Source organism: Pantoea sp. F_5, assembly GCF_008631595.1.
Lineage (GTDB): Bacteria > Pseudomonadota > Gammaproteobacteria > Enterobacterales > Enterobacteriaceae > Pantoea > Pantoea gossypiicola.
Genome location: NZ_VWUO01000006.1, coordinates 147128 through 162164, shown reverse-complemented (window position 1 = coordinate 162164; position 15037 = coordinate 147128). Strand labels below are relative to the sequence as shown.

Annotated in this window: 15 protein-coding genes; 7 read left to right on the top strand and 8 right to left on the bottom strand. The window is 54.7% G+C overall.

Going from position 1 to position 15037, the window contains the following annotated elements; all coding sequences use genetic code 11:
* Positions 1 to 190 precede the first annotated feature (190 nt).
* Positions 191 to 628 carry a universal stress protein UspA gene (gene uspA / locus F3I44_RS10195; RefSeq protein ID WP_003852123.1) on the bottom strand — a complete coding sequence of 146 codons (438 nt, stop codon included), beginning with the start codon at positions 626 to 628 and terminating at the stop codon, positions 191 to 193.
* 415 nt (positions 629 to 1043) lie between these two features.
* Between uspA and uspB the strand changes: the two genes are divergently transcribed.
* Positions 1044 to 1379 carry a universal stress protein UspB gene (uspB, locus tag F3I44_RS10190; protein WP_150011237.1) on the top strand — a complete coding sequence of 112 codons (336 nt, stop codon included), beginning with the start codon at positions 1044 to 1046 and terminating at the stop codon, positions 1377 to 1379.
* 37 nt (positions 1380 to 1416) lie between these two features.
* Here the strand turns inward: uspB and pitA are convergent, their stop codons facing one another.
* Entirely contained in the window at positions 1417 to 2919 is a 1503-nt protein-coding gene (pitA, locus tag F3I44_RS10185; RefSeq protein WP_150011381.1) for an inorganic phosphate transporter PitA, read from the bottom strand.
* A gap of 243 nt (positions 2920 to 3162) precedes the next feature.
* Between pitA and F3I44_RS10180 the strand changes: the two genes are divergently transcribed.
* On the top strand, positions 3163 to 4347 hold the full coding sequence (locus F3I44_RS10180; protein WP_150011235.1) for an NAD(P)/FAD-dependent oxidoreductase: 1185 nt from the start codon (positions 3163 to 3165) through the stop codon (positions 4345 to 4347).
* Positions 4348 to 4354: 7 nt separating this feature from the next.
* Here F3I44_RS10180 and F3I44_RS10175 read toward each other — a convergent pair whose 3' ends face one another.
* Positions 4355 to 5341, bottom strand: coding sequence for an aldo/keto reductase (locus tag F3I44_RS10175; RefSeq protein ID WP_150011233.1), 987 nt, complete (start codon positions 5339 to 5341; stop codon positions 4355 to 4357).
* Between the two features lie 293 nt (positions 5342 to 5634).
* On the opposite strand from F3I44_RS10175, the gene F3I44_RS10170 reads away from it, so the two are divergent.
* Together F3I44_RS10170 and F3I44_RS10165 are read left to right on the top strand one after the other, a co-directional pair.
* On the top strand, positions 5635 to 5832 hold the full coding sequence (locus F3I44_RS10170; protein WP_013359382.1) for a hypothetical protein: 198 nt from the start codon (positions 5635 to 5637) through the stop codon (positions 5830 to 5832).
* Between the two features lies 1 nt (position 5833).
* Positions 5834 to 6658 carry a hypothetical protein gene (locus F3I44_RS10165; RefSeq protein ID WP_150011231.1) on the top strand — a complete coding sequence of 275 codons (825 nt, stop codon included), beginning with the start codon at positions 5834 to 5836 and terminating at the stop codon, positions 6656 to 6658.
* 57 nt (positions 6659 to 6715) lie between these two features.
* Here the strand turns inward: F3I44_RS10165 and F3I44_RS10160 are convergent, their stop codons facing one another.
* Positions 6716 to 7735: a LacI family DNA-binding transcriptional regulator gene (locus F3I44_RS10160; RefSeq protein WP_150011229.1), complete on the bottom strand. Its 1020-nt coding sequence runs from the start codon at positions 7733 to 7735 to the stop codon at positions 6716 to 6718.
* Between the two features lie 227 nt (positions 7736 to 7962).
* Here F3I44_RS10160 and F3I44_RS10155 point away from each other — a divergent pair, with 227 nt between their 5' ends.
* Complete coding sequence (locus tag F3I44_RS10155; RefSeq protein ID WP_150011227.1) at positions 7963 to 8640, top strand: SDR family oxidoreductase; 678 nt, start codon at positions 7963 to 7965, stop codon at positions 8638 to 8640.
* Positions 8641 to 8655: 15 nt separating this feature from the next.
* Here the strand turns inward: F3I44_RS10155 and F3I44_RS10150 are convergent, their stop codons facing one another.
* Positions 8656 to 10044: a sugar porter family MFS transporter gene (locus F3I44_RS10150; protein WP_150011225.1), complete on the bottom strand. Its 1389-nt coding sequence runs from the start codon at positions 10042 to 10044 to the stop codon at positions 8656 to 8658.
* 271 nt (positions 10045 to 10315) lie between these two features.
* Between F3I44_RS10150 and F3I44_RS10145 the strand changes: the two genes are divergently transcribed.
* A complete protein-coding gene (locus F3I44_RS10145) occupies positions 10316 to 10975 on the top strand; it encodes an epoxyqueuosine reductase QueH (RefSeq protein ID WP_150011223.1) in 660 nt (219 codons plus the stop codon).
* Here the strand turns inward: F3I44_RS10145 and F3I44_RS10140 are convergent, their stop codons facing one another.
* Positions 10976 to 11476 (bottom strand): helix-turn-helix domain-containing protein, encoded by a 501-nt coding sequence (locus F3I44_RS10140; RefSeq protein WP_150011221.1) that lies wholly within the window; start codon positions 11474 to 11476, stop codon positions 10976 to 10978.
* 345 nt (positions 11477 to 11821) lie between these two features.
* Here F3I44_RS10140 and F3I44_RS10135 point away from each other — a divergent pair, with 345 nt between their 5' ends.
* Complete coding sequence (locus F3I44_RS10135) at positions 11822 to 12844, top strand: alpha/beta fold hydrolase (RefSeq protein WP_150011219.1); 1023 nt, start codon at positions 11822 to 11824, stop codon at positions 12842 to 12844.
* A gap of 26 nt (positions 12845 to 12870) precedes the next feature.
* Here F3I44_RS10135 and F3I44_RS10130 read toward each other — a convergent pair whose 3' ends face one another.
* Positions 12871 to 13839 carry a diguanylate cyclase gene (locus F3I44_RS10130; RefSeq protein ID WP_150011217.1) on the bottom strand — a complete coding sequence of 323 codons (969 nt, stop codon included), beginning with the start codon at positions 13837 to 13839 and terminating at the stop codon, positions 12871 to 12873.
* Positions 13840 to 13942: 103 nt separating this feature from the next.
* Entirely contained in the window at positions 13943 to 14920 is a 978-nt protein-coding gene (hemB, locus tag F3I44_RS10125) for a porphobilinogen synthase (protein ID WP_033734324.1), read from the bottom strand.
* Between the last annotated feature and the right edge of the window lie 117 nt (positions 14921 to 15037).

Sequence of the window (15037 nt, the reverse complement as noted above, 5' to 3'; positions counted from 1 at the left end):
ATAAACAGAGATCAGAAATGATAAAGCAGCGGATATTTAGTTTTGTGTAAAGTCAGGCTGGCAGATATCTTTATTAATAAAAAGCAATCCAGGTGGCGTTGCCGGGGAATCAGGCGCTTAAATAGCAGGCCAGAATAACGCTATTCAGCCCGATAAAAAAGCCGGCTTGCACCGGCTTTAATCACAGCGGTTACGCTTCATCTTCATCGCGTAACGGCACAATCAGCATGTCGATGTGCACGGTGTTGATCAACTGACGGGCTGAAGACATCAGCTTGCTCCAGAAATCCTGGTGATGACCACACACCACCAGGTCAACGTCATATTTTTTGATCGCGTCAACCAGCACCTGGCCGAGATCACCACTGCCGCTCAGCGTTTCACTGATTGGATACCCTGCGGCATCTGATAATCCTTTCAGTGCCGCATGCGTCTCTTCAGAGATACGCTTCTGCATATCCCCTAAGTTGACATCAATCAGGCCGGTGTAGAGGTCGGAGTAATTCACATCAACGTGAATCAGGGAAATTCTGGCATCGTACGGTCGAGCCAGCGAGACGGCCTTATCCACCAGTAACTGACTTTCGGGAGAAAGGTCTACTGCAATCAGGATGTGTTTATAAGCCATGATAAAACTCCTTTCACGAGATTAAGGATGGCATCCGGTGTTCCTGCCGCGTCACAGCTTAGCGAAATCCTTTGCGCGAGCGGGCGATGAGCGCCACCAAAGTGTCTACCTGCATTGCAGGTGATGATGTTGTTATGTTCTGAGTATAGCCTTCTCTCACGGCAAATGCTGCCGTTGCCGCCTGGCTTATGAATAAGATCAAGGCTATGACAGATTTACTCGCGCTGAACGAAAATCATCGTTGGAAAAAATGTAAAGAATTCTCCTACACTGAAAAAAGGCGGTCCGGTTCGCAGCCGCTCAGGGGGTCGAAAATTTTCGCAGTCCGGTGATTCAGTGGCTGGTTTTTTCTGCAGGCGGATACAGTGTCTGACGCTGGGTCTGTTGCTGCGATGCCAGCCGGGAGGGGGAGAATATGATCAGCACTATTGCGCTTTTTTGGGCTCTTTGTGTCGTGTGTATCGTGAATATGGCGCGCTATTTTTCATCGCTGCGTGCGCTGCTGGCGGTATTACGGGGTTGTGATCCGCTGCTGTATCAGTATGTCGATGGAGCGGGATTCTTCACCTCTCACGGTCAGCCGAGCAAGCAGGTGCGGCTGGTCACTTATATCTGGGCAAAGCGCTATCTTGATCATCATGACGATGAGTTTATCCGGCGCTGCGAGCGGGTGCGGGGGCAGTTTCTTCTGACCAGTGCACTGTGCGGACTGGTAGTGATCAGTCTGGTGGCGCTGGCGATCTGGCATTAAAAAAGGGCGACTTACGTCGCCCTTTTGTCTGCTGGTATCACACCAGTTTTAAGGCTATCCAGTAGAGCGAACCTGACAGCAGAATACAGACCGGCAGGGTGAAGATCCACGCCATGGCGATATTCTTGATGGTCCGGCTCTGCAGTCCGCCCCCGTCCACCAGCATCGTACCGGCTACGGATGAAGAGAGGATATGCGTAGTGGAGACGGGCATGCCGGTATAGCTGGCGACGCCAATCGACAGCGCGGCTGTCACCTGTGCTGACATGCCCTGTGCGTAGGTCATGCCTTTTTTACCAATCTTCTCACCAATGGTGGTGGCAACACGACGCCAGCCAATCATGGTGCCGATGCCCAGCGCCAGCGCGACGGCCACAATAATCCAGATCGGCGCATACTCAATGGTGCCAAGCAGGTCGCTTTTCAGCTTATTGAGGAAACGCTTGTCATCTGGCGAGGTCTCTTCCAGACGGGCCGCTTTATCAGCGGTATCTGAGATACACAGCAGCAGACGACGCATCTGACCGCGCTGATCAACCGTCAGCTGGTCGTAGCTCTGCAGGTTGTTCAGCAACACCTGAGCACGCTGAACTGCCTGCAGCGCGCGCGCGCTGTCACAGTGAAACTCCTGCGGGCTGGTCGCTGGCACTTCTTCCGGCGTTGGCAGCTTAGGCGGTGCCATCTGGATGATGTGCGTCAGCGAGGCATTATGCTGCTGGTAATACTGCTCCAGGTGATTGACCGCATCGCGGGTACGCGTGATGTCATAACCGGAGGCATTCATATTCACCACGAAACCGGCCGGAGCCACGCCAATCAGGACCAGCATGATCAGGCCAATGCCTTTCTGACCGTCATTCGCGCCGTGCGAATAGCTCACGCCAATTGCCGAAACAATCAAGGCGATGCGGGTCCAGAACGGCGGCTTTTTCTTGCCGTCGATCTTCTCGCGGTCAGCAGGCGTCATATGAATACGCGCACGCTTTTTAGTATTGCTCCAGTAGCGACGCAGAATGAAGATTAAGCCGCCTGCGATCACCAGGCCAACAATCGGCGACAGGATCAGAGAAAGGAAGATGTTCAGGACTTTCGGGATGTTGAGCGCATCAACCACCGAGGTTCCGCTCATCAGGGCGTTGGTCAGACCGATACCGATAATGGCACCGATCAGCGTATGGGAACTGGAGGCCGGCAGACCAAGATACCAGGTGCCGAGGTTCCAGATAATCGCCGCCAGCAGCATAGAAAACACCATGGCGAGACCGTGAGCCGATCCAACATTCAACAACAGATCGGTGGGAAGCATATGAACAATAGCGTAAGCAACACTCAATCCACCGAGTAGCACGCCAAGGAAGTTGAATACACCCGCCATCACCACAGCAAGCTGGGCACGCATGGCACGCGTATAGATGACCGTCGCAACTGCGTTGGCCGTGTCGTGGAAACCGTTGATCGCTTCGTAAAACAATACAAACAGCAGGGCAAGAACCAATAACAGGCTAGTACTGAGGTCTAGACCAGCAAACAGATGTAGCATAAACGTTACGCCATTTTTGGAGGACATGAACGCGGCGCATTATCCGCGACAACGTGCTGTATGGGAAAGGAAAATATAGCGTTAATTTGACCTTTCGTCGTAAGGCTGAAGGGTAACTCAGCTAAAAAGGGTTAGATATTAAGCAGATACAATATGACACATTTACGGCAATTTTTTGACGCTGGCGTCTCAGTGAGCAGATCACTACAATCTGCGCCTTTCCAGTTAAGTGAGTGAACCGCAGTGGAACAGTTTGACGTTATCATCATTGGTGCCGGCGCCGCCGGTCTGTTCTGTGCCGCCCAGGCCGGACAGCGGGGTCGCTGCGTGTTACTGCTGGATAACGGCAAAAAGCCGGGACGTAAGATTCTGATGTCTGGCGGTGGCCGGTGCAACTTCACCAACCTCTATACCGAACCAGCGGCCTATCTGTCGCACAATCCCCATTTCTGTAAATCGGCGCTGGCGCGTTATACCCAGTGGGATTTTATCGATCTGGTCAATCGTCACGGGATTGCCTGGCATGAGAAAACCCTGGGTCAGCTCTTCTGTGATGACTCGGCTCAGCAGATTGTCGATCTGCTGCTGGCCGAATGTGACAAGGGCAATGTCACCCTGCGGCTGCGCAGTGAAGTGCTTAGTGTGGCGCGCGATGAAAGCGGCTACACCCTGCAACTCAACGGCAGCACGGTTCAGGCGGAGAAGCTGGTCATCGCCAGCGGCGGTCTGTCAATGCCGGGCCTGGGCGCTTCGCCGTTTGGCTACAAAATTGCAGAGCAGTTCGGCCTGAGCGTCTTTCCGACCCGGGCGGCGCTGGTGCCCTTTACCCTGCACAAGCCATTGCTGGAGCAGTTGCAGACGCTGTCAGGCGTCGCGCTGGAAACCACGATTGACGCGCAGGATGGCACCCGCTTCAAAGAGGCGATGCTCTTTACCCATCGCGGCCTGTCCGGTCCGGCGGTGTTGCAAATCTCCAGCTACTGGCAGCCGGGTGAATTCGTCACTATCGATCTGTCGCCCGCCACGCCGCTTGAGGCGTTTCTGACGGCACAGCGTGAAGCACATCCGAATCTCAGCCTGAAAAACAGTCTGGCGAAAATTCTGCCGAAGCGCCTGGTGGAAGTCTTACAGGCGCTGAAGGTGGTACCGGATATCACTCTGAAGCAGCTCAACAGCAAACAGCAGACCGAACTGGCGCAGACACTGCACGCCTGGCGCATCCAGCCGAATGGCACAGAGGGCTATCGTACAGCGGAAGTGACGCTGGGCGGGGTGGATACGACGCAGCTCTCATCAAAAACCATGGAGGCGCGTGCAGTGCCGGGGCTTTACTTTATTGGTGAAGTGGCCGATGTCACCGGCTGGCTGGGCGGCTATAACTTCCAGTGGGCGTGGAGTTCTGCCTGGGCCTGTGCCCAGGCGTTGTAACGCGCGATTACCAGCGCTGGTGGACGTGAGGCGCGATCTTCTCCTGATAGATCTGCTTCAGCGCCGCCATCGTCTCATCAGAGAGCGCATCGACATCGCTGGCGCGGGCATTGGCTTCAGCCTGTTCACGGTTTTTCGCACCAGGGATAACCACGCTGACATCCTCGTTCATCAGGATCCAGCGCAATGCAAACATCGCCATGGTGGTGTCACCTGTGACAAAGCGGCGAATCTCCTCAACCGCTTCCAGCGCCACCTCGAACGGCACGCCGGAGAAAGTCTCGCCCTTATCAAACGCTTCGCCATTACGGTTAAAGGCGCGATGGTCGTCAGCGGCAAACACGCTGTCGGCACGCATTTTGCCGGTCAGCAGGCCTGAAGCCAGCGGCACGCGGGCGATAATCGCCACATCCCGACGTTTCGCCTCATGCAGCAGCAGTTCTGCCGGACGCTGGCGGAAGATGTTGTAGATCAGCTGAATTGACGAGACATTGGGAAATTCCAGCGCTTTGAGGCCTTCTTCGACTTTCTCAACGGAAACGCCGTAGTGACGGATTTTACCGGCCGCCACCATCTCATCCATTACCGCAAACACATCCGGGTTGTAATAGACTTCGGTTGGCGGGCAGTGCAGCTGCACCAGATCCAGCGTTTCGGTCTGCAGATTTTCCCGTGAGCGTTCGATAAAGGCGTTGAGGTTTTCGGCGTTGTAGCCTTCAGCCACGTGCGGTGAAAGGCGACGCCCCAGCTTGGTCGCCACAAACGGGCGTTCCCCGCCGCGCTGATTCAGCACCTCTGCGATGATCTTTTCGGAGCGGCCATCGCCATAGACATCGGCGGTATCAATAAAGGTGATGCCTGCATCCAGCGCAGCGTTCAACGCGGCTTTGGCATCCTCCATACTCACTTCTCCCCAGGTCCCGCCAATGGCCCATGCGCCAAAGCCAATTTCAGAGACGCGCTGACCGGTACGGCCCAGTGTTCGTAATTTCATGCAAACCTTCCTCGATGCGTTTCAGACAGGGTGACAGAAAAGGGCTAACCATTGAGCTTAGCGCTTACCGGCGGAGAGGCGATTCGGCGTTGCTGCATACCAGACCGGTATAAACAGGCGGCTTTTTGCGGCAGGCTGCTGGTTACGTTGAAGATTTCTGCAAAAAACAGGCCAGGCTGGGTGAATACCGCTTCGCTAATTAATTGATTTTAAGAAATTTCACCTGAAATTAAACAGGCGAGAGTGTGGATTCGGTCACATACTTCAATTTTCAGGCCAACAATGGGATCGCTATGTTCAAATTTGTTAAGTCGGTCTTTGCCAGCCCCGAGAAGTTTCTGCAGATCATGACCCGTCAGGATATCAACGACTCCATCGCGGAAGGTGAGCGCATCATTATTGATGAGAACGGCAATATCTCGGTCAATACGCTGAGTGAGGAAGTCCACGAAGATTTTGCCCGCCATGTGAATACGTTAAAGGGAGTGTAAGGTGGGTACCGCAATATTTATGGTGTTGATGGTCAGTGGTTACTGGTACACCAGCCGTGATTTAAACAGCCGCTTTAAAATCCGCCGCTCGTCAGGCTGGGATGTCTATTTTCTGGTCGCGCTCTACGGCTGTATTTTTGTTCTGCAGGGCGTATTCGCCACCGGCATCGTCTGGCTGCTGCTGCTCTGTATGTCCGGTATCGCCAATGCCCTGCAGATGATCCCCGGCGTGCACCTGAAGTGGCAGGTGGAGTTCATGAACTGGAGTTTCCTGGGCATTCAGGCACCGGTTGTCATTATGCTCGCCTTCGCCATTCTGCTCTGCCTCTATCGCTCAAACTGGGCGGGCAGTGCACGCCTGAATGTATCAGGGCGTAAAGACCTCTATCAGCGGCTGTCACGCTCCAACGGCGTGGAACAACTGCTGTTTCAGTGCATGGAAGAGGGCGAACTGGCGTGGATTACGCTGAAGTCGCGCCGCATTTACATCGGCATGGTGCATGCCTCGACCTTTGAATATGAGAGCACGAAAAACATCGTGTTGATCCCGATGCTGAGCGGCTATCGCGACAGCAAAACGCTGAAGCTGGCGGTAGAGCATAACTACAGCAAGTGGTACGCCGAGCATGAGATCACGCTCGACTCGCAGCCCAAAGATGCGATGTCGTTCCGTAAAGTGATCATGGTTGACCAGATTGAGAGTCTGTCACTGTTTGATCCGGCCAGCGCCACAGCACTTTCGATGGGCCATCCGCAGGAAGTAGAGAAGAGTCAGGGTAATGATGACGACAGCCCGGACACGAAAAGCCGGGACACGCAGGATTAAAAAGCCCGATCGGTTTCCCCTGATGATGTGACTTCATCAGGGGAAACCAATCCCCCGTCACTCGATATTTTCCGCCGTAAACAGCCTGAATGCGACTTTACCCGCCTGATACACATCCGGTTGAAAGCCGGTTTCCAGATGACTCAGCATCAGATCGATCGCTAACCGGGCATGCTGCCGGGCATGCTGATCCAGGGTAAACGCGACTTCATCGTTCAGCAGTAGCTGACGAGTCACATCATACAGCTCATGGGTGATGTAGGTGCATTTACCCAGCAGTTGATGAGCGCGCAGGGTATCGCTGACGTCCGTGTTGCCCATGCCGGTGTTATAGACCCCGGCAATTGCCTGTGACGAACGCAGGTTGCGGGCCAGCTCACTGCGGATGGTTTCCCGCTGATCCTGACCCGATAGCACCTCACGCAGATGACGCTGCGGCGCACGCTGCTCCATAGCTTCACGGAAGCCGGCGATACGCTGACGATGAGCGCGATAATCAAAGCGGCCGCTGACCATCAGAATGTCGCCGGGCTGGTTCAGGGTTTTACTCATCAGCAGGCCCGCGGTACGGCCTGCCTGATACTGGTCGATGCCAACATGACACAGGCGGTCGGCGTCGGGCAGATCGGTGACGATGGTGATCACCGGCACATTGCGGCTGCGGCACAGTGCCAGTGCCCGGTAGATGGGCGGTGAGTCATGTGCAAACACAATGATGCCGTCGCGGGTGCTGCTGCGGGCGACAATGCTCTGTGCCAGCTGCTCGGGCTGCGCTTCGGCCACCAGGGTTTTGTGCAGCTTCAGGCGACGATAGCCAAGCTGACTGGCGATCTCACTGAAACAGGTGGTGAGCTGCTGAAAAAAGGATGAGCCGTTGTTGCTGAGGAAGACTTCGATTTGCCACGGATGCTGATACTCCTCTGGCAGCAGACGCCGGAGTCCCGCTTCGCGCGCGGCCTTCAGGACTTTGCGGCTGGTCTCCAGCGAGACGCCGCCGCGCTCATTCAGCACCCGGTCAACCGTCGCAATCCCGACGCCCGCCATTTTTGCCACCACCTCTAAGGTGAGCTTTTTCATTCAGACTCCACGCGTCAATGGCGATTAGCTGCTGCCTGTCAGACTGTTTATCTCTTCTAACCGGTTAAAAGTAAAAGATAAAGCGATTTTATGATGGAAAACCATCAACGGCATTGCGCCATGGGTTTTTACCCTCAGTGCGATCGTCAGGTTAAAAAGCATAGCGGGTCGCTGTCCGGGCGGAAATACCGTTAAGCTTGTAGCGAGACAATTAACGAGGAGTGAATATGGCGCAGCAAAAAGAAGTTCTGATTATTGGTGCTTCACGCGGTATCGGTCTGGCGGTCGTGCAGGCGTTTGCCGGTGAGGGCTGGCAGGTTACGGCCACCCATCGCAGTGGCGTTCCGGAGCAGGGAAACAGGCCCGGTATCGACTGGCAGGCGCTGGATATGACCGACGCAGCGGCGGTTCAGCAGCTTGCCGGCCAGCTCAGTGGCAAAGCGTTCGATGCGATTCTGATCAATGCCGGAATTTCCGGGCCTTCGCACCAGAAGGTGTCGCAGAGTGACGATCAGGAGCTGGCGCATCTGTTCCTGACGAATGCGATAGCACCGGTTCGCAGCGCAGAGATTCTGCTGCCGCTGCTGAAGCCAGAGGGCGTACTGGCGCTGACCTCATCCCAGCTCGGCAGCCTGAATGAAAATCCGGACGCACAGATGCCGATTTACTCGGCCAGCAAAGCCGCACTGAATATGCTGAGCCGCACGCTGACCCCCGCCGTTGAAGCACAGAACGGGACGCTGCTGACGCTGCATCCCGGCTGGGTGAAAACGGATATGGGCGGCGAGAGTGCGCCGCTGACGGCAGAGGAGAGTGCGGCCGGTATCGTCCGGCAGTTAACCCAGTGGCGCGGACGCGGGGGTCATCACTACGTCGATTACGCCGGCCACCAGCTGCAATGGTAAGCTGAAACGGGGCGGTTACGCTCCGATGTCCCGCAGTGCCTTACCCTTCATCAGGTTGCGTTCAATGTGCTCCAGCGTCACATGTTTGGTCTCAGGCACCAGCATCATCGTCAGCACGATAAACACCAGATTGAGCGCGCCGTATAACCAGAAGGTGTTGGCATTACCCAGTTGATCCAGCATCGTCAGGAAAGTGGCTCCCACTATCATGTTGCCGACCCAGTTGGTGGTGGTGGAAGCAGTAATGCCGAAGTCACGCCCTTTCAGCGGCTGAATCTCTGAACAGAGCAGCCAGATGACCGGTCCGGCCGCCATTGCAAAGCCAACGATAAACATCAGCAGCATCGCGACCGCAAAGTATTTGCGGAAATCCGTTTCAACGCCGATGTGCAGCAGCGTGCCCAGCACGCCCATGCCCACCGCCATCACCAGAAAACTGGTGGTCAGCATCGGCTTGCGACCCCAGCGATCGACAAAAAAGATGGCAATGAGCGTGGCCAGCATGTTGACCAGCCCGACAATTACCGTGCCCCACATCTGCTCACTGGTGCTGGAAAAACCGGCAATATTGAAGATTTTAGGGGCGTAATACATCACCACATTCATCCCGGTAAACTGCTGCATTATCTGTAGCAGCATCCCCAGCCAGACCGCGCGGCGAAAATTGCCATTAGAGCGGAACAGCGACCAGCCGCGCTGTTTTACCTGCAGACTTTCGCGGATCTCTTCCAGCTCCTCCCGTGCCTGCTCGCTGCTGTTACGCAGCCGATCCAGCACGCGCTGCGCTTCGTTGAAACGTCCGTGCGCTGCCAGCCAGCGCGGACTGTTGGGCAAAAACAGCACGCCGATAAACAGGATCACCGCCGGAATAGCGATCACGCCGAGCATTCCGCGCCAGTTGCCGCTGTAGCTGAACGCGGTGTCGGAGAGATAAGCGACCACGATGCCGGTAGTCAGCATCAGCTGGTACATCGAAATCATTGAGCCACGAATACGTTCCGGCGCAATCTCCGCCAGATAGAGCGGCGCGGTGTAAGAGGCGATACCTACCGCCAGCCCCAGCATCACACGGGCACAGATCAGCGACTCTACATCGGGTGAAAAGGCAGACCAGAGCGAACCAATGATGAACAGCGTTGCGCCCGCCAGCATACTTTTTTTACGTCCCAGCGTTGAGGACATCCAGCCCGCCGCCAGCGCACCCAGCGCCGCACCAAACATCATTGAGCTCACCACCCACTCCTGCTGATGGTTAGTAATCTGCAAATCCTTCGCCAGGAATGGTAAGGCACCTGCGATGACGCCGATATCCAGACCAAACAGCAGGCCGGACAGCGCCGCCATAAAACAGACGAACCAGGTAAAACGGTTCTGGTGATTTCCCGATTTTTTAGCCGCGGCCATGCGAGTCTCCTTGCGGTGTTTCAGTGTCAATATTGTTAATGTTATGTAAACATAGTCGATATCAATGTGGGTCCGATCACACTTCCGTTTATCGCCGGGGTCGCAAAGTATGGCTGCGAAAAGAAAGCATCAGAGATCAGCAGGTTGGTGCGGAAACGGGAAACCGCGGCAGAGGCACGAATACGCAAAGTAGCTTGCTGCAGGTCAGATTTTGCAACTGACCGCCTGCGGCATTACACTTCCGTCTTTCTGCTATTGATTGAAGGTGCTTATGTCTGAACCTTTCCAGCGTCAGCCGCTGCCCTTGCCGGGTGGTCATAAAAAAGTTTTACTGCACTCCTGCTGCGCACCCTGTTCGGGGGAAGTGATGGAAGCGATGCTGGCCTCCGGCATTGAATACACCATCTATTTCTACAACCCGAATATTCATCCGCTCAAAGAGTATGAGCTGCGCAAAGAGGAAAATATTCGCTTTGCTGAGAAATTTGGCGTGCCGTTTGTTGATGCGGATTACGACCGGGATAACTGGTTTGAGCGGGCGCGCGGGCTGGAGTGGTCACCGGAACGGGGTGAACGCTGCACCATGTGCTTTGATATGCGCTTTGAGCGCACGGCACTCTATGCCCATGAGAATGGATTCCCGGTAATGACCAGTTGTCTGGGTATTTCACGCTGGAAAGATATGAAGCAGATTAATAGCTGTGGTGTCCGTGCAGCGGCTGCGTATCCGGATCTGATGTACTGGGATTTTAACTGGCGTAAAGGTGGCGGATCGGCGCGCATGATTGAAATCAGTAAGCGCGAGAGTTTCTATCAGCAGGAATATTGCGGCTGCGTCTATTCACTGCGCGACACCAATCGTCATCGCGTCACCCAGGGACGTGAGCGTATTAAGATTGGTGTGCAATATTATCAGCCGGATGAATCCTGATTAACTGATATCGCAGCAAGCATCTGCCTGCGCATAGCCGCGCGCTGAGCGCGTAACAGGCCGGACTGTTACGCCACAGTTCTGCTTAATGCTGCATGGCCGGACGTAGCTGCAGAGCGCGCAGGGGTCGTCAACGTCAGCCATCTGCTGCTTCGCTTCTTCACTCATCAGACGTTTACGGCAGGCACTTGGCGTGCAGCCCATAATCTGCTTAAACGAGCGGGTAAAAGATTGCTGGCTTTCAAAATGGTATTTCAGCGCCAGGCTGATGATTGGCGTGCGGCTGTTTTTTAAATCATTCACACTGGCATTAAGTTTTTTCTTGCGAATATAACGCGCCAGCGTTTCATTATGATAACGGGCAAAGAGTTTCTGTAAATACCATTTCGAATACCCGGCTTTTTCTGCAATATCATCCACGCTTAAACGCTGGTCGAGATTATTATTAATCCACTCAGTGATAGAGACGATTACGCTTTCGTTATATCTGTTTTCTTTCATGGCTGTTCTCCCCTGTTTAATTCGCAGGGACTATAAATTATTTATCTTAACGTGCTTATTCTTTGCGTAAAGTTCTTTCAGTATTTGAATCGTTATCTCTGAAGATGTTCATATGAACACCAGTTTTTAATAAAAAGGATGAGTTGTAATTGGTTTGTTGTTAATTATAAGGGAAGTCATTGACCCAGGGCGCATAACGATAAACGCGAGCATATTATTTCGCTTTCGGCCTCGCAGCTAACGCTGCCAGCGTCTATGACTTCAACGGCATAGCACGGACCATCAATAGATTTTCTGCCGTGACATGCCAGGCTTACGACTCACCTTTAACCTGGAGAACCCCGGATGAGCCCGACATACGTGTTGAAAAAACCGCTTGCCGCTTTGCTCACCTCGCTGGCTTTATTTGCGCATGCCCCCGCCAGTGCCGCGCCAGTTTATGGCGAACAGCTGGAAGGATTTCATTACCCCTATCCTCTGCAGCATGTCGATTTTCAGTCCCAGCAGCAACCGCTGAGTATGGGCTATATGGATGTGAAACCGGTGCAACAGGCCAACGGCAAAACGGTGGTGCTGATGCACGGTAAAAACTTCTGTGGCGCAACGTGGGAAGAGACCATTCGCGCGCTGACTCAGCAGGGCTATCGCGTTATCGCGCCCGACCAGATTGGCTTCTGCAGCTCGACCAAGCCCGCCAGCTATCAATACAGCTTTCAGCAGCTGGCTGAAAATACTCACCAGCTGCTTGCCCGGCTGGGCGTGGAGAAGGCGGTGATCATCGGTCACTCCACGGGCGGAATGCTGGCAACGCGTTATGCGCTGATGTACCCGGAACAGACGCAGAAGCTGGTGCTGGTCAATCCGATTGGGCTGGAGGACTGGAAAGCCAAAGGCGCACCGTGGCGTTCGGTGGATCAGTGGTATCAGCGCGAACTGAAGCTCAGCGCGGAGGGCATTAAGAAGTATGAGCAGCAGACCTACTATGTCGGGCGCTGGAAACCTGACTATGACAAGTGGGTTGATATGCTGGCCGGGCTCAACAGCGGGCCGGGCCATCAGAAGGTGGCGTGGAACTCTGCCCTCATCTACGACATGATCTTCACGCAGCCGGTATTTTATGAATTCGGCGATCTGAAGGTGCCCACCACGCTGATGATCGGCACCTCAGACACCACGGCCATCGGCAGTGATATCGCTTCTGCAGACGTGAAAGCCCGGCTGGGGAATTATGCGGTGCTGGGGAAAGAGACCGCAAAACGTATTCCGGGCGCGCGCTTAATTGAATTTCCCGGTATGGGACACGCGCCGCAAATGGAAGAACCGGCAAAGTTTAATCAGGCGCTGCTCGACGATCTGGCGCGGCGATGAACAGTCAGGCGCTGTGGCGCCTGATCTCAAACCGCTACGCGTTTCTGCTTTTTCCTGAGGTACATCTGCTTATCGCTGTCGTGCAGCAACTGCTCCAGCGACTGTGGATGCGCCGCGTCAAACTCCACCACGCCGGACGAGAATTGCAGGCGGTAACGACGATTCAGGCTGACTGACTGCTGTTGCAGATAACGGTCAAACTGTGCGAGCAATGCTTCGCTCTGCTGCTGCTGCAGGCCGTTAAACAGCACCACGAACTCGTCGCCGCCCAGACGGGCAAACAGATCGGAGTGTTTAAACACCACCTTCATCGCATCGGCAAAGTCCATCAGCGCGCGGTCGCCTTCACGGTGGCCTAGCGTGTCGTTAATCTGCTTAAACTTGTCGAGATCGAGAAAGGTCAGGCAGGCGGGCCGGTTTTTCATCAGGCACTCATTCAGTACCATCTGCCCCAGCGTCATAAAGCCGCGGCGATTGGTAATCTGGGTCAGCTCATCACAGGTGGCGGTCTGAAAGGCGACCAGTTCCGCTTCAGCCATCGCGGCCAGGTCACGCATGGTGGCCTGATCCTCTTCAGTAAACTGGCGCGGTTCACGGCCAATAATACAGAGCGTGCCCATTTTGGCACCGCCCGGCGCACGCAGTGGACAGCCGGCATAAAAGCGAATGTGCGGCTCGCCGGTCACCAGTGGATTATCATAAAAACGCGCATCTTTTTGCGCATCTTCAACGATCATGATCTCATCCTGAAGAATGGCGTGGCCGCAAAATGAGATGTTGCGGGGCGATCCTTTAGGTTCATAGCCCTGAGCGGATTTAAACCACTGATGGTCAGCTTCCAGCAGGCTGACTAATGCGATAGGAACGTCATACAGGCGGCGCGCCAGGCGGGTTAAACGATCAAACCGCTCCTCCGCTGGCGTGTTCATTATGTTCAGCGCACGCAACTGCGATAAACGTTGTGCCTCGTCGGCAGGAATTTCAGGTGCTTTCATCTCAGAGACCTTTATTGTTTTAGCTGAAGCCAGGTTCTGGTGTTTGCCTTACGGCGAAGAAGAAGAGCGTGGCATAGCAACCACGCTCTTTATGAGGAGGGGATCAGAGCACTTTTTGTTCTGCGAGATCAAGGGCGAAATAGCTGAAAATCAGGTCCGCACCGGCGCGTTTAATCGCACCCAGACTTTCCAGCACCACATTGCGCTCATCAATGGCACCGGCCTGCGCGGCAAATTTGATCATCGCGTATTCGCCACTCACCTGATACGCCGCCAGCGGCAGTTCGGTGCGTTCACGAATGTCGCGCAGGATATCCAGATAGGCACCTGCCGGCTTCACCATTAATGAATCCGCGCCCTGGGCCGCATCAAGCAGCGATTCACGGATCGCTTCACGACGGTTCATCGGGTTCATCTGGTAGGTTTTACGGTCGCCTTTCAGCGCCGTGCCGGCGGCTTCACGGAACGGGCCGTAAAACGATGAAGCGAATTTGGTGGAGTAGGACATGATGGCGGTCTGGGTAAAGCCCGCCGCGTCCAGTGCCCGGCGAATCGCCTCAACCTGACCATCCATCGCTGCTGACGGGGCAATGAAATCCGCACCGGCTGCGGCGGCAACCACCGCCTGCTTACCCAGATTGGCCAGGGTTGCATCGTTGTCGACGCCATGATCGCAGAGCACGCCACAGTGACCGTGGCTGGTGTATTCGCAGAAGCAGGTGTCAGACATCACGATCATTTCCGGCACGGTGTCTTTGCAGATGCGGGACATGCGTGCCACCAGACCGTTTTCGTTCCAGGCATCGCTGCCGGTCGCGTCGGTATGGTGCGAAATACCAAAGGTCATCACCGAGCGAATGCCCGCTTTGGCGATACGCTCAATCTCATAAGCAAGGCGTTTTTCCGGAATACGCATTACGCCAGGCATCGCCTGAATCGCTTTGTAATCGTCGACTTCTTCCTCAACAAAAATAGGCAGAGCCAGATCGTTCAGGCTCAGGGAAGACTCCTGGAACATTTCACGCATTGAAGCGCTGGCGCGCAATCGTCTTGGGCGCTGGATAAGGGAATAATCAGACATTTTCATTCTTACGCAGGTGAAAAAAGTGGCTACAGTTTACTCCCTTTGTCTGCGAGGCATGAAGGTTTGTGTGCGGTAATAAGAGGGGAAAGAACTCTCCCGCCGGGCGGCGGGAGA